This is a genomic window from Blastocatellia bacterium (assembly GCA_035573895.1).
Lineage (GTDB): Bacteria > Acidobacteriota > Blastocatellia > HR10 > HR10 > DATLZR01.
In genome coordinates this window covers 1-15,716 of the sequence record DATLZR010000027.1, presented here as the reverse complement: position 1 = coordinate 15,716, position 15,716 = coordinate 1, and the positions used below count along the sequence as shown (strand labels likewise).

Annotated in this window: 13 protein-coding genes; 4 read left to right on the top strand and 9 right to left on the bottom strand. The window is 60.1% G+C overall.

The features are described 5' to 3' along the window. A partial coding sequence (locus VNM72_03335; GenBank protein HXF04430.1) for a M20/M25/M40 family metallo-hydrolase occupies positions 1–944 on the bottom strand: 944 nt, incomplete at its 3' end. A 56-nt stretch (positions 945–1,000) separates the two neighbouring features. Next, positions 1,001–1,969 (bottom strand): cobalamin-binding protein, encoded by a 969-nt coding sequence (locus VNM72_03330; GenBank protein ID HXF04429.1) that lies wholly within the window; start codon positions 1,967–1,969, stop codon positions 1,001–1,003. A gap of 473 nt (positions 1,970–2,442) precedes the next feature. Between VNM72_03330 and VNM72_03325 the strand changes: the two genes are divergently transcribed. The 3 genes from VNM72_03325 (at position 2,443) to VNM72_03315 (ending at position 5,550) form a co-directional block, all read left to right on the top strand. Beyond that, entirely contained in the window at positions 2,443–3,408 is a 966-nt protein-coding gene (locus tag VNM72_03325) for a cysteine synthase family protein (protein HXF04428.1), read from the top strand. Positions 3,409–3,469: 61 nt separating this feature from the next. Next, positions 3,470–3,916 (top strand): M67 family metallopeptidase, encoded by a 447-nt coding sequence (locus VNM72_03320; GenBank protein HXF04427.1) that lies wholly within the window; start codon positions 3,470–3,472, stop codon positions 3,914–3,916. A gap of 170 nt (positions 3,917–4,086) precedes the next feature. Further along, complete coding sequence (locus VNM72_03315; GenBank protein ID HXF04426.1) at positions 4,087–5,550, top strand: ubiquitin-like small modifier protein 1; 1,464 nt, start codon at positions 4,087–4,089, stop codon at positions 5,548–5,550. Here VNM72_03315 and VNM72_03310 read toward each other — a convergent pair. From VNM72_03310 to VNM72_03280, 7 genes are all read right to left on the bottom strand, one after another. Beyond that, on the bottom strand, positions 5,544–5,720 hold the full coding sequence (locus tag VNM72_03310; protein ID HXF04425.1) for a hypothetical protein: 177 nt from the start codon (positions 5,718–5,720) through the stop codon (positions 5,544–5,546). The genes VNM72_03315 and VNM72_03310 overlap by 7 nt on opposite strands. A 17-nt stretch (positions 5,721–5,737) precedes the next feature. Continuing rightward, positions 5,738–6,817, bottom strand: coding sequence for a rod shape-determining protein (locus VNM72_03305; GenBank protein HXF04424.1), 1,080 nt, complete (start codon positions 6,815–6,817; stop codon positions 5,738–5,740). A gap of 433 nt (positions 6,818–7,250) precedes the next feature. Beyond that, positions 7,251–8,282, bottom strand: a complete 1,032-nt coding sequence (locus VNM72_03300; protein HXF04423.1) for a zinc-binding dehydrogenase — start codon at positions 8,280–8,282, stop codon at positions 7,251–7,253. Between the two features lie 161 nt (positions 8,283–8,443). Further along, positions 8,444–9,598 carry an aminotransferase class I/II-fold pyridoxal phosphate-dependent enzyme gene (locus VNM72_03295; GenBank protein ID HXF04422.1) on the bottom strand — a complete coding sequence of 385 codons (1,155 nt, stop codon included), beginning with the start codon at positions 9,596–9,598 and terminating at the stop codon, positions 8,444–8,446. A 216-nt stretch (positions 9,599–9,814) separates the two neighbouring features. Beyond that, the gene (locus VNM72_03290) at positions 9,815–11,110 is read right to left on the bottom strand and encodes a penicillin-binding transpeptidase domain-containing protein (protein ID HXF04421.1); all 1,296 of its coding nucleotides are present in this window, start codon (positions 11,108–11,110) and stop codon (positions 9,815–9,817) included. Between the two features lie 169 nt (positions 11,111–11,279). After that, a complete protein-coding gene (locus VNM72_03285) occupies positions 11,280–12,587 on the bottom strand; it encodes an amidohydrolase family protein (protein HXF04420.1) in 1,308 nt (435 codons plus the stop codon). Positions 12,588–12,721: 134 nt separating this feature from the next. After that, positions 12,722–13,990 carry a class I SAM-dependent RNA methyltransferase gene (locus tag VNM72_03280; GenBank protein HXF04419.1) on the bottom strand — a complete coding sequence of 423 codons (1,269 nt, stop codon included), beginning with the start codon at positions 13,988–13,990 and terminating at the stop codon, positions 12,722–12,724. Between the two features lie 337 nt (positions 13,991–14,327). Between VNM72_03280 and VNM72_03275 the strand changes: the two genes are divergently transcribed. After that, the coding region (locus tag VNM72_03275) for a carboxypeptidase regulatory-like domain-containing protein (GenBank protein HXF04418.1) at positions 14,328–15,716 on the top strand (1,389 nt) is incomplete at its 3' end.

Genomic DNA, 15,716 nt, shown 5'->3' with positions numbered 1-15,716 from the left:
CTTTCGGTGAGCGGGCGCACGTCGTCATAGAATCCGGGAATCGAGATGCGCCCGTCGGATGTGCGCATGCTGGCCAGCAGATGAGAAAGCAACATGGCCGGATTCGGCGCCCAGTTGCCGTAGTGTCCGCTGTGAAGCGGTCGGATCGGGCCGTAGACGGTCAGCTCCAGATCAACGATGCCGCGCGCGCCGAAGTAAACCTGCATGCGCCGCGTTTGATGCACCGGCCCATCGCACAGCAGCCAGACATCGGCCTTCAATCGCTCGGCGGAGGCGCGAATGAGATCGGCCAGATGAGGCGATCCCGCTTCCTCTTCGCCTTCGAGGAAAAACTTGATGTTCACCGAGAGAGGAATATCTGCCGCTCGCAAAGCGTCCAGCGCTGTGAGCAGGGCGATGAGCGGCGCCTTATCATCGCTCGCCGACCGCGCATAGAGCCTCCACTCGCCCGGCACCGGAGAGCGCAGAGCTGACCATTCGATGATCTGTCCTCCCTGCTCCAGGGGCTTGTCCCTCAGCACCGGAGTCCAGGGATCCGTCGCCCACTGCGAGGGATCCACCGGCTGACCGTCGTAGTGGACATAAAAGATGACCGTTCGCCGCGCACCGGGCACAACCAGTTCCCCGTAGACCACCGGCGGACTGTCGCCCACACGTAACAGCTCGCCCCGAATCCCACGCCGCTCGAACTCCCGAAGGATCCACCGGGCATTTCTCTCGATATTTCCCCGGTCGCTGGCCACGTTCGGCAGGGAGAGAAACTCGGCCAGCGTGCGAACAATGGCGGCATCGTGACGCTGGCGATAGGCGCGAACCTGCGCGCGCACGGCCTGTGGATCCGGCTCCCTCTGCTGTCGGGCTCCTGTGGGGGAGAGAAGAACCAGCGCCAGGCTAATGATACCGAGGATGCGACGAAAAGCGACCGAGCGTCTCACCCGTTTCATAGCGTCCGTGCTCCGATGGTTCATGGCTTCACTGAGGGGAGCGGCTCTTTCCGTCGTCATGATTCGAATCGCTGCCAGCCGCGCCCGTGATGACCGAAGCGAAAGACCCGGGGATGCAACACCTCAGCGAGAATCTCCAGCGATTCGACCAGGCGGGGGCCCGGGCGGTTGAAGAACTGATTCCCATCGGCCAGATAGACGCGACCCGATCTGACAGCTTTCAATTGCGGCCACTCCGCCCGACGCGTGAGCGCTGTCATCTCCGCTCGCGTCCGTTCGATATCGAAGCCGCACGGAGCCACAAACAGCACGTCGGGATCTTTCTCCCGCAACTCCTCCCACGACATCCAGGGGGAGTGCTTCCCGGCGACGCCGAAGAGATTGATCCCGCCCGCCAGTTCAATAAGCTCCGGCATCCAGTTACCTCCGGCCATCAGCGGCTCGATCCACTCGATATAAGCGACCGTCGGTTTATCGGAGAGCGCCTGAGCTTGTTCGGCGATGGCCGCGATGCGCTCCTTCAGTCGTTCGACGAGCTGTGTTCCCCGTTCGGGCACATCGAGCGCGCGAGCGACCTGAGCAATGCTCTCCCAGACATCGGCGAGCGTATTGGGTTCGAGCGAGACCAGCCGGGGACGCGCGCCGAGCCAGTCGTGAAGGGCCTGTTCGACATCAGCGAGACTGACGGCGCACACCTGACAGTGCGATTGAGTGACGATCACATCCGGTTGAAGTTCCCGCAATCGGTCGGCATGAACGCGATAGACCGAGAGCGCGTCGCGGAGGATCGTCTTGACGCGCTCGTCAATCTCTCGACTCGATCCCGCGGTGGGGAACTTCGGCTCGGTGCAGACGGGAAGCTCGATGACCGAGGGAGGATAATCGCATTCGTGCGAGCGCCCCACAAGCTGATCACGAAAGCCGAGAGCGCACACAATTTCCGTCGCGCTGGCAATGAGAGAAACAATGCGCGGGGGAGTCGTGGCTGCCTTCTGCCGATTCATTTGCTCCGTGATCGCCCTCACCGACGGATTCCTCCTTGTTCGATCCTGCCCCTCTGTGCGCTTGGCTCAGAAGAGCCGGGTGCCCCTGTCTTCCCTCGGGCAGGCGGCCATTATACCCTGCCCTCTGCCGAAAGAGAATAATCGGCCCTCCCTCCGCAAGCCACCGCGACGGGATGCGCCGGGCGGGCTGATGTCTGCCGGCATTCGGGAAGTGGTTCGCTTGACACGGGATCGGGCGTATGAAAAACTTAACCCCTTGCGCAAAGGTGGGGAACAATGATCTGTGCTTCGCCATATCGAAGTGAGCATACACGGGCGTTCGCTCTACGGAGCTGTTGCTGTTGTTGTATGTGTTCGAGCGCGGTCTCCGGGGGCGGAGGGCCACGGTTTTAGGCGAAGCACGAAAGAGCAACCGATGGGCAAACCCACCCCGGAGAGACCGGCGGTGGGTTTTTTATTTGGTCTGATGCCGAGGTGGACCGGAGTGCGCAGCGATGTACACGCTCTCGCCTGAGATCGGACAGCGGGAGAGACCCGTTGACCTGGTGCAACTGGTCGGGCGAACGCCGCTCGTGCGGTTGCGACGGATCGCCCGAGACCTCGAGGGCGTGGAGCTTTACGCCAAAGCCGAATGGTACAACCCCGGCGGTTCGGTCAAGGATCGCGCCGGGCTCAACATCATTGAGGAAGCGGAGCGAAGCGGCCAGCTCACGCCCGATAAGATCATCCTTGATTCGACATCGGGGAACACGGGCATTGCCTACGCCTGGATCGGTCGGGTCAAAGGCTACCGGGTGAAGCTCGTCGTCCCGGCCAACGTCACGCCGGAACGCAAGCGCATTCTTCGCGCCTTCGGCGTGGAACTGGTCTTCACCGATCCACGCGAAGGGTCCGACGGCGCGATCCGCGAAGTCCGCCGCCTCTATCAGCAAAATCCCGATCTCTACTTCTACGCGGACCAGTACAACAATCCGGCTAACTGGCGGGCGCATTACCTGACAACGGCCCCGGAAATTTTTGAACAGACCGAAGGGCGGATCACCCACTTCGTCGCCGGATTGGGAACGAGCGGAACGTTCGTCGGGACCGGTCGGCGATTGCGGGAACTCAACCCGAGCATTCGGTTGATCTCCGTTCAACCCGACAGTCCGTTTCATGGATTGGAGGGGCTCAAGCACATGCCCACGGCCATCGTGCCGGGAATTTACGATCCGTCTCTGGCCGACGAAAATCTGACCGTGACGACCGAGGAGGCTCAGGAGATGGTTCGGCGGCTGGCCCGGGAGGAAGGGTTGCTTGTGGGCGTGTCATCGGGAGCGGCAGCGGCTGCCGCGCTCGCCGTCGCCCGGCGCGTGCGCTCGGGCGTGATCGTGACCATCTTTCCCGACAGCGGCGATAAGTATCTCAGCGAACGATTCTGGGAGGAAGAGGCCACGTCGCCTCTGCCGTCGGCGAAATGATCGGCGGACGCAAAGGGTGCACCCGACGACGGTCGCCCACGAAGGCGTGGAGGGAGAAAAGATGATCCTCATCACAGCCGAACATCTCGAACTCATCAAACGGCATGGCGAGCGAACCTATCCCGAAGAGGGATGCGGCGTGCTCATCGGTCGAGTCAGCGGATCGGTGAAAATTGTGGAGGACGTTCATCCGACGGAAAACGCTCGACTCGATTCACGCCACAATCGCTATCTCATCTCGCCCGACGACATCCTTCGACTGGAGCGCCAGGCGCGGGCTCATCAGCGGGAGGTGATCGGCTTCTTCCATTCGCACCCCGATCACGAGGCGACACCCTCGCACTATGACCGAGATCATGCCTGGCCCTGGTACTCCTACGTCATCGTCTCAATCGCGCTGGGGAAAGCGGGGGACGTTCGCTCCTGGGTGCTCAGGGACGACCGATCTCGATTCGAGCCGGAAGAAATCGAGGTCGCACAGGCGCAGGCGAGCGCTTCTCCTATATGATGAGCCGTCGTCTGAACACGGGTCAGTAACGAACGTGAATCGGTCGCCTTGGTCGAATCGGTCGGGTCCATTCGGAGGCTTTTTCACGGGATCGGGGCTTCGCCCTGAAACGATGACGGGTGGGCACGGGAATGATCCGTGTGCTCCCGTGATGATTTTCGGAGGAGACTATGGCCATCACTGTGATGATTCCGACGGCGCTTCGGCGCTACACGGATGAGCGTGAGAGCCTCAGCCTGGAAGGTCGCACCGTCCGTGAAGTGCTGGCGACTCTCACGCAACAATTCCCCGAGCTGGCCAAACATTTATTCACCGAAGACGGTCGGCTGCGGAATTTCGTCAACATCTATCTCAACGAGGAAGACATCCGCTATCTCAAAGACCTGGAGACGCCGGTGACGCCGGGCGATCAGATCAGCATCGTACCTTCGGTCGCCGGCGGGCAATCCGTGACAGAGACACTTCCGGGTCTGGCGGCGATTGCCGAGCGGGCGAAAACGGTCCAACTCAGCCACGAGGAGATTCTCCGCTACAGCCGCCATCTGATTATGCCCGAGGTGACCATCGAGGGACAAAAGAAACTCAAAGCGGCGCGCGTGCTGCTCATCGGTGCAGGAGGCCTCGGCTCTCCGCTGGGTCTGTACCTGGCTGCGGCGGGTGTGGGCCACATCGGATTGGTGGACTTCGATGTCGTTGACTTCACCAATCTGCAACGGCAAATCATCCACACGACCTACGATGTTGGCCGCCCGAAACTGGAGTCGGCGAAGGAGCGATTGCAGGCCATCAATCCCCACATCGAGATTGCCACCTACGAGACGCGACTCACCTCCAGCAATGCTCTGGAGATCCTCAAAGACTACGACATCATCATTGACGGAACCGATAATTTCCCCACCCGCTATCTGGTCAACGACGCCTGCGTGCTGTTGAAGAAGCCGAACGTCTACGGCAGCATCTTTCGCTTTGAGGGCCAGGCATCGGTCTTTTACGCGGAGCACGGTCCGTGCTATCGCTGCCTGTATCCCGAGCCGCCGCCGCCGGGACTGGTGCCGAGTTGCGCCGAAGGGGGGGTCCTCGGCGTCCTGCCGGGCATCGTCGGCGCGATTCAAGCCAACGAAGCGATTAAGCTCATCATCGGGCAGGGCGAGCCGCTCATCGGGCGACTCCTGCTCTTTGACGCTCTGCGGATGCAATTTCGCCAGCTCAAGGTGCGCAAAGATCCTCAATGCCCCCTCTGCGGCGAGAATCCCACGATTCGCGAGCTGATTGATTACGAGCAATTCTGCGGGATCGAGCCGGAACAGACGCAACCCGAACTGGAAATTACCGTGCGCGAGCTGAAAGAGAAGCTCGATCGAGGCGAGCGCGTGTTCCTCCTCGATGTACGCGAACCCTATGAATGGCAGATCGCGCGGATTCCCGGCGCCGTCCTCATCCCCATGAATCAGGTTCCCAGTCGGCTCCACGAGCTCCCGACAACCGAGGAGATCGTCGTCCACTGCAAGACGGGCGGGCGCAGCGCCAAAGTCACGGCGTTCCTCTACAACACCGGCTTTCGTCGGGTGAAAAACTTGAAAGGGGGGATTGATCGGTGGGCCGTCGAGATTGATCCCTCCATTCCGCGTTACTGAGTAAAAGAGTCATCCCGCTGGCTGGCAGCCCGGGACCGCTTTAACCGACGGGCGGCCAGCCAGAGGAGGAACAGCAGCCCTCCCGGAACCACTGCCAGAAATGTCCCGAGCACAGCGCGTTCGACCCAAAGGGGTCGGTGACTTTGTGTGAAGGGCGTCCACAGATTCATCGTCTTGCCCCCTTCGATCAGCGAGCAGCACTGTAGGCCATGTCATTCATCCACTCGGCCACCGCCTCGGTGCAGGCGAAGCGATTCCGCATCTCTTGGTCCTGGAGCAGATACCCCAGACCGTGAACGACGGATTCGAGCGGATTCTCGGCGCGATGGACGGGCAGAGCGAACTCCTGACGGAATCGGTGATCGAGATCACGGAGCAACGATCCCCCTCCGGTCAGCGTGATTCCCGTCGTGCAAAGATCCGCCGCGATTTCCGGCGATACGTGCTCCAGCACCGATCGAACACCCTCCAGGATCGCGCGCAGGACCTCGTCGAGAATGGGGAAAATCTCTTCGCTTGTGATGGTCACATCGCAGGGCGAGCCGGTCATCGTGCTCTTGCCCGCAACGGTGAGAACGCGAGGAGCCGGCTGGGGAAGGGCTGCGCCCACCGTTCGCTTGATCGTCTCGGCCGTTTGCTCGCCGATGAGGATCTTGTGTTGAGAATAGAGAGCGTCGCGGATCGCCTCATCCATCGCCACTCCCGCCGCTGTCAGCGATCGCGAGAAGACAACACCGGTGGGGGAGACAATGCTGATGTCCGTCGTTCCCCCGCCGATGTCAACGATCATACACGCGCGATTGTGGCGAACCAACGTGCCCGAGCCAATCGCTGCTGCGGCCCCCTCCTCTACGAGCGTCACCTCCACGGCGCCCAGGCGCTTCAGAACATCCTCCACGGCACGACGTTCGACATAGGTCGAAGCGCTCGGCGTTCCCACAAGAACCTTCAGGAAGGTCCACAGACGGGGTCGGCTCCCGAGGGCCTTTTGCAGCAAAAGGGCCAGCATCTTCTCCGTCAGCTCATAATCAGCAATGACGCCCGAATGGAGCGGACGATGAACCGTCACTCCGTGAGGTTCACGGCCCCACAGGGTCAGGGCGTCGCGTCCGACGGCCACGACCTCTCCCGTCACCCTGTCGGTAGCGATGAGCGTCGGCTCGGCGAGAACAACCCCTCGCCCCCGCAAGAAGATGAGCGTGTTAATCGTTCCCAGATCAATGGCCACATCATGAACGAGGAGCCGTTCAAGGCGATCCCAGAACATAATGACCTCCGTATCTGACCTCACTGTGTTTCATCTCCATGTCACCCGCTTAGATGCTCATCTCGAAAGAGACGTTTCACAAAAGTTTGTAAAGGGGATGATGAAGCAAAAATTAACGCACGGGCGGATACCGTAAGACATGAAACGACAGGGAAGTCCACACAAAGCAGTCCCTACACCGCCTTCAGAACTCCGGCCTGTGAAGCAGACGGTCAGAATCTAGCCCGGAGCAGGGCGGAAGCGAAATCCCAGGTGATGCCGGAGCAGACACCTCGCCAGCCCACGACCGAGGCGACAGGAACGGCGTCTCAGGCGGGCGCGAAAAATTGAGAACTCCTTTCCACCGCAGATGCGTTGACCTCAGGGAGGCCGGATACGATCGGGATGACCGGCTCCCCTCCACCCCCGTCATGTCTTCCCGGCGCACGCCGAGCTAGATCACAAGGACGATTTTCCCGAAGTGTTGGCGCTCCTCCATGAGCCGATGAGCCACAGCCGCTTCGACCAGGGGAAGGGTTCGATCCACGACCGGTTTCAACCGACCGGCGACGAAGAACCGAAACGCCTCCATCAGCTCGCCTTTGCTCCCCATGAACGATCCGAGCAAACTCAGTTGTCGGCTGAAGAGATAGCGAATGTCCACCGTGGCCTCGTATCCGGTCGTCGCTCCACACGTCACCAGGCGTCCTCCGGGCGCGAGGCTGAGGACGCACTTGTCGAAAACCGCCGATCCCACATGCTCGATGACGATGTCCACACCGCGCCGGTCGGTCAGGCGTTTCACTTCATCCAGGATGTCAGAAGTGGTGTGATTGATGACGTCATCGGCGCCGAGCTGCCGGGCTTTCTCCAGTTTCGCATCGGTTCCCGCCGTGGCGATGACCCGTGCGTTGAAGAGCTTGGCGATCTGAATCGCAGCCATTCCCACGCCACTGCCGGCTCCCATGACGAGAACGTCCTCGCCGGGTTTGATCCGGGCGCGAGTGACGAGCATGTGCCAGGCGGTGAGAAAGACCAGAGGAAACGCTGCCGCTTCGACAAAGGAAATCTCATCGGGCAGAGGAATGACGTTGACTTCCGGCACGGCGACGTACTGGGCGTAGCCACCATCGCGGCGATAACCACCGATAATCTCATACTGTCGGCAGAGATTATCGTCGCCTCTCAAACACGCCGGGCACTGTCCGCAGCTCAGGCCGGGAGAAATCATGACGCGCTCGCCGGGTTTCACCCGCGTGACGGCGGCACCGACAGCGGCGACAACGCCCGAAATATCACTGCCGGGAATGTGCGGCAGCGGAATGGAGCGCCCCGGCAATCCCCGCCGCACCCACAAATCGAGATGATTCAAGGCGCATGCCTTCACCGCTACAAGAACGTCGGTGGGACCGATGGACGGATCCGGGACATCCTGGTAGGTGAGAACTTCAGGACCTCCATGCTGATGAAAGATGATGGCCTTCATGTCCTCCTCCGAAAAGCGGAGCACAGGCATTTCGACCTGCGCTGTTCTGAAGATTCAAAAGTCCGCGCTCCTTTCGTTGTTTCCGGACGGCACCCCCGCTCCCCGAACACATCCTCCACGCGGGGAGCCTCCAGCCTGGACTCGGTTGCATCTCCCGCGCCTCAGACGATCTGTCGCAGCCGGGCAATGGCCGCTTCGATGGTCTCCAGGGCAACGGAGAAGGTGAAGCGCAGATGTCCTTCTCCCTGCGGCCCGAAGACAGCTCCGGGAACCGTCGAGATATTAGCGCGCGTGAGCAGCGTCTCAAAAGCCTCCCAGCTCTTCTGACCGAGAACGCCCTCCACGTAGGGAAAAGCATAGAAGGTTCCCATCGGCAGATCACACTGAAAGCCGACCGATCGCAGCCCTGTGACGAGAGCATCCCGGCGCAAGCGATAGGCTTTCACGGCCTGGGCGATGAACTCATCTCCATGCAGGAGGGCTGCCACGGCCGCCCATTGTGTAGGTGTGTTCACCACGTTCACCGAATTCAAGGTGATCTTTCGCAGTCCGGTCATCCAGGGCTCCGGAGCTACGACATACCCGATGCGCCATCCGGTCATGGAATAGGACTTGGAGAGGGTGAAAACGCTCACCGTCCGTTCAAACATCCCCGGCAGCGACGCTGGCGAGACGTGCTCCGTATCGTAGACGATGTCCTCATAGGCTTCATCTGAGATGACGGCGAGGTCAGCAAGCCGAGCTACCTCCGCGATTTCCCTCAACTCCTCAGCCGTCACCACCAGGCCGGTCGGGTTTGCCGGAGAATTGATGTAAAGGACGCGGCTTTTTTCGGTCAGGGCAGCCTTGAGCGTGCGTCCGAATCCCTCGCGTCGCGCCTCGGCCGTGCTGATCAACCGAATGCGACCTCCGGCCAAAGCGATGATGTCCTTGATGGGCGTCCAGTAGGGAGACAGCACGAGAACTTCATCGCCGGGATTGACCGTCACCATGAAGGCGCAAAACAATCCATGAAGTCCCCCGTTGACAATAATCACATCCCTGGGCTCGGCAGGAATTTTATTCTTGCGGCGAACCTTGTCGGCGACGACCTCAAGAAGCGGAGCGATGCCCGACGACGGCGCGTATCGCGTTTTATTCTCCCGAATCGCACAAATGGCCGCCTCTTTGATGAAGTCGGGAGTATCAAACAGCGGCTCTCCCCCGTGAAAGGCGTGGATTTCCGCCTGACGTGAGCCGAGTTCGAGCATCCGATTCCGAATGCGAGCGATTTCCGAAAAACCGATAGCCTCGAATCTCTCAGCGAGCCGAGTCACAGATGCTGCCTCCGACGATCACCAGGGATGGATCAAACGGATCGAACTGATCCGCATGCATCCGCGGGTGAGATTTTGTCCCTCCGAAAGCCCATGTCGTTATGAGAGCGCGAAACATGGGCTGTCATTATAGAAGAGGCTCGCCGGCGAAGTAAAATTGCGCGGAGCCTCTCGTCGGCAACTGCACAACCGGGGGAACAGAAACGTGCCGATACGTCAGCCGAACAGTCCCAGAGGTCCACTCAGCCGGATTAACAGAGAGAGGATCCAGGAGAGAGTCTGAAGAGACAGACGCGCGAAGGACGAGGACGGAAGAGCGGTCGCTGCCGATGCCGGGGATTCCGCGACGGGACGATCAGCCAGGCGATGGGCCAGGCGCTGGTAAATCCGCCCGGCGATCTGCGCGGCAATGGGACCACGCTGACCGAGTCCTTCGGTGATCACGACGACGACGAGCTGAGGCCGATGGACGGGAGCGAAAGAGACAAACAGGCCCGTCCACAGAGTATCGTTGCGACAACTTCCCGTTTTTCCGGCAATGGGGATGGCCGGATCGTACGCCGACTTGGCCGTTCCGTACTGGACAGCTCCCACCATTCCGGCGATGATGCTGCGGCGATGTTCCTCAGAGAGGTTGAGCTGGCGAATTAACAGAGGCCGAAAGTTTCGCGCTTCTTCCTCCGATCTCACCACTTGTGGCTGGTACAGGTATCCTCCGTTGGCAAGGGCTGATGTGAGTATCGCCAACTGGAGGGCTGTGACCTCAAAGCCGTCACCGTGACTGGCCATGAGACCGACGGCCGCTGCCGGCGATGCGGACGACCGCCGTCGGGATGATGCCGGGAGTTTTTCCGGCGGGAGTTTGCCCGGCACTTCGCCGGGAAGATTGATGCCGGTGCAACTTCCCAATCCCCACTCGCGGGCATAAGCGATGATTTTCTCTCGCCCCAGTTGCGCCCCAAGCACGTCAAAGTAGCGGTTATTGGACTGAGCCAGCGCCTCCGTGAGATTGAGGGCCGGAGAACGATGCCCCAGCGGAACGAGGGCATTCGGATCAATGAGTCCTTCGCTCAGTCCCGCCACAGCCACCGGAAGCTTGATCGTCGAACACGGCTTGAACGCCTTCCGCAGCGCCCATCGCTGGTTGACGATGCTGTAGATCCGCCCCGTATGGGGGTCCATGACGACGACCGTCCCCGCATAATCTCCCATGGCATCGAGGACGGCCCGGCGGACCTCGGGGTCTTCTCCGCGGAGATCATCCTCGGCAATGGCCTGCCGCGTCTCATTCTTCAAAGCGGCATCCAGCCGCAAATAACGGCTGGATGGGCGCGTGCGACGCCGCGAAACTCGGCGGACGGGTGAGGGTTTCTTGACCTTCTTCCTGCCGGAAGATGCCTGGCGCGATTGGACGGAGGGCTCAGCGGCTGGCGTTGAGCGCAGAGGTCCACAGAGATGGAATCCCACAATAACGCTCAGAATCAGCGCGAGTTGGCGACCGAATCTCCTCATCCTCATGGCTCCTCGTGAATGTGATGCACTGCTCGTACTGATCGTTCATAACGCTCGCACCGCCTTTCTTGGAACAACCGGAGCTAATATAGCATCTTTTGTTGAGAAAACTCAACAAAAAGATACGAGCGACTCATGGTCATGGCGAACGACACCGACCGAACAGGAACTACTGGCTGAGAGTGTTTTTGACAACCCGGCCCCCTTTCATGACGAAGTCCACGCGCTCCAGCACGCTGATGTCCGAAAGCGGATCCCCCCGGACGGCGATGATATCGGCGTATGTCCCAGGTGCGATGGCTCCTACCCGATCGGCCCATCCCAGTAAGTCAGCGGCGTTGATGGTCGCCGATTGAATGGCCTGCATGGGCGTCATTCCCCACCGGACCATGTGAGCAAACTGCTTGGCATTCCATCCGTGCGGATAGACGCCGGCATCCGTCCCGTAGGCGATGCGCACGCCGGCGCGGACCGCCCGTTGAAAATTCTCGCGTTGCATTCGTCCGACCCGACGCTCCTTCTCGATGATCTTTTCCGGGTAACCGAGTCGGGCATACTCGCTCAGGATATAGTCGTCATTGTAGATGTCGGCGACCAGATACGTCCCGCGCTCTTTCATCAGCCGAATCCCTTCGTCGTCGAGGAAACTGCCGTGCTCGATCGAGGCCACGCCGGCACGCACGGCGAGCGCGATGCCTTCGGCTCCGTGCGCGTGAGCGGCTACTTTGCGCCCCCAGCGGGCGGCTTCCTCGACGGCCGCTTTCATCTCCTCGAAGGAATATTGCGGCGCACCCGCAGACTCTTCTTCGGAGAGAACTCCGGCTGTGGCGATCAACTTGATCCAATCCGCTCCGTTTTTGACCTCGAAGCGGATGAGCTTGCGGATCTCATCCACTCCATCGGCGATGCCGGAAAACTGCTGAAACTTGAGATAGGGAGAGAAGCCGGTGAGGTCGGCATGCCCCCCAGTGGCTCCGACGGCCAGCGTCGCCACCAGCATCCGCGGTCCCAGGACCAGGCCGCTGTCAATCGCTTTGCGCAGGGCCACATCAATGAATTCGGCCGCGCCGAGATCACGCACCGTCGTGAATCCCGCTTCCAGCGTCCGACGGGCATAGACGTGAACGATCACCGCCTGATCAATCGGACTTTTTCGGAAGAGATCTTCGTAATAATTGCCCGGCTGCGATGTGAGATGCGTATGACAGTCAATGAGTCCGGGCAGAACGGTTACCCCGCTCAAGTCTATGATCGGAGTGCCCCGGGGAGCATGATCGGCTACCGTGGGAAACGGACCAACCTCCTTGATTCGCTCTCCCTCAATCAAAATTCCCTGATTCGTCAACACGGTGGCGGCCTTCACGTCAATGAGCCGACCGGCTTTGATCAAAACCATCTCCGTGGCCGACGACTGAGCTACGCCCATCGGCACGAGCGCCACAACCATGAGAACGACAATCGTTCCTGCCTTTTTCATCGCGCACAATCCTCCTTGCTGGTGAGAATCCCGCCCATCTCTCAGGGCAGCGGAATTGTACACGCTCGCCGAGCCTGTTCCCAATCCATGATTATCGTCCATTGTGAGGATCGGCCAAACCCTCCGCTTCTTTATCATCGGCGGAGTCGGACGACCGTCTCAACGTGAAACGTTTGGGGAAAAAGGTCGAGAGCGGTGATGGACACAATGTCGTACCCGTGCTGGAGCAACCGTTTCACGTCACGCGCCAGGGTGGCGGGGTTGCACGAAACATAGATGATGCGCCGCGGCTGCAGTCGGGCGAGGGCTTCGCCCGCATGGCGGGTGAGGCCCATCCGGGGAGGATCGAGAACAACCAGATCACACCCCACCATCTCTGAGAAATGCGCGAGAAGCCAGGCTTCCACCGGAGCTGCTTCGAATCGGCAACGAGAAAGCCGGTTCAACCGCGCATTGCGGCGAGCGTGCCCGATGGCCCGCGCGTCGCTATCAATGCCGAGCACGAGGGCAAAGCGCTCCGCCAGCGGCATGGTGAAAAATCCAACACCACAGAAAAGATCGAGCGCCCGCTCGCCCTCTTCGCCCGCAACGACCAGGTTGAGTAATTCCGGGAGCAAAAATCGGTTCGCCTGAAAGAACGTGCGGACATCAAACCCATAGATGTAGCCGCCCACCCGCCAAACCAGCTCGCACGGAGAAAAAAGCTCTTGCCGCTCGGGGGTCGGCATCGGTGAGGAACCCGAAGCCGGCTCGACGAAAGGGCCCGAACTCCCGGCATTCGATTCGCCGGAAAAAGTCCCTGTCGGAAAAAATCGAGGTGGAGGATGAACCGCTACACGTCCTTCCTCGCTCTGTGCCAGATCAATGGCCCTCACTCCGGCGAAGGCCCCGGCGGGATAACTACGCAATTGACTCAGGGTGTGATTGAGCGCCGGGCTGAGCAACGGACACCGGTCAACCTCACAGAGGATGTGAGACGAAGGCTGATAATAACCAAGTCTCACCCGGTCGCCGGCAGCATCCACCTTCAGCTCGGCCCGCAGGCGGTAATGGAATTCCTCCGACGGAATGATGTGGATTTCATCCGTCCAGTGGAGTCCGGCAATACGGGCCAGCGACTCCTTAATCATGGCGACCTTGGCGCGAAGCTGAGCCTCGTAGCGGAGGTGCTGGAGCTGGCAACCGCCGCACCGTCCGTAATACGGGCAGGGGGGCGGTCGGCGCTCCGGCGAAGCAACGACAATCTCGGTGATCTCCGCGCGAGCGTAATCGGCCTTCTCGGCGATGATTTTCACGCGCAACCGGTCGCCGGGAGCCGCTCCCCGAATGAGTAAGACGCGACCGCCATGCCGCGCAAGCCCATCCCCACCATAAACCACCTTCTCGACTTCGACCTCAATCATATCGCGCACTGCGCAACCCACTCGACCTGGCCCCCCAACTCTATCAGATTTTCAGACAGCCGAGAAAGCCGGAGCAGACGCCACGCAACGGGGCGACATAGCTAACCGATGTTTTCCGGGCAGCAGGGAAACTTTAGCTAACTTTGAGGGCAGAGACCATTTCCAGAAAAATGGAAGTGGCTTCCAGAAAAATGGAAGTACGAGACGGCTTTCGGATTCGTTGGTTGCCAGATCCACTTGATTTTTCTCCGGTTAGATGTTTCAACCCATCTGGCACAGTATTTGCATATCCTAAGAGCATGCCAAACCCTTACAACCTTAAAGGGAGGAAAAGAGGATGATGACTCGCACTGCTCAGGCAGTCCTCAGTCATCTTGTACTTCTGAGTCTGCTTGTACTGGCAGTTCCTGCCAGGGCACAGACCATTACAGGTACCATCACCGGGGTTGTCACGGACGCAACCGGAGCTGTTGTCGCGGGAGCTACCGTGACGATCCGGGAGGTGAAAACTAATCTGACGATGACGACGACCACCGACACGAGTGGCTTATACCGCGTCACCAATCTGCCACGTGGCATCTACGAGATCAAAGTCGAGCAAAAGGGATTCAAGACGGCAGCCGTTGATAACGTCGAGCTGACCGTAAACGAAGTCAAGCGCGTAGATGTCACGCTGGAAGTCGGCGAGATCAGTGAGATCGTCACCGTGACGGGTGAGGTTCCGCTGATCAACACCGAGGAAGGACGCCTCTCCGGGTTGGTGGATAAGCGACGCATCGTTGATCTGCCGCTGGTGACTCGTGATTTCACCCAGCTCGCTCTGCTCCAGCCCGGTGTGGTGGCCGGGGGAATCGGTAGCAATACCGGCGGATTTTCTATCGGTGGAGCGCGAAGCCGGGGAACGAACTTCCTGGTTGATGGCATTGAGAACAACGATCCGGTGGTAGCGGGATTTGCTCAGATTGTCGTTCCCCTCGACAGCGTGGAGGAATTCCGCCTGATCCGCAACACATTCGGCGCTGAATTCGGGCGGCTCTCCGGCGGAGTTCTCAGCGTGGCGACAAAGTCCGGCAGCAACGAGATTCACGGAACCGTGTGGGAGTTCCATCGCGATCGGTCGTTGCGGGCCCGCAACTTCTTTGAAAGAGAGAAGCCTCCCTTTGTCCGAAATCAGTTTGGCTTCGATCTCGGCGGCCCCATCCTCAAGGACAAATTCTTCGCCTACGGATCCTATGAAGCGACGACGCTTCGATCCTCGACGAGTCAGCGAGCGCGGTTCTTCACAGCGGAAGCGATTCGTGCGGCAACCGGACCGGTGGCGCGCGATCTGCTGCAGCGATTCCCGCGTCCTGTCGCCACGGAGAATCCGCGGTTTGTCACCGTCGGCAACGAGCAGATTCCCGTCTCCGCCGAGACGGTGATCACGCGACCCGACAGCTCGGACTTTCACTCCTTTGTCGTGCGGCTCGATCACCAGGGATTCGGCGGGCGAAACCGCATCAGCGGTCGGTACATCTTCAATCAGACGAACAATCTGGCTCCCCTAGCGTCGAATTCATTGCTCACCGAGTTCTTCGGCCTGGACACGAGCTTCCGCAGCCAGAATGTTGGCCTGACCAACACCACGCTGATCAGGCCTAACGTGATTAACGAGCTGAAGCTGGGCCTGACGCGCGATGCCTTCGACTGGCGGCCCCGCAATCCCCAGGTGCCGACGATCACCATC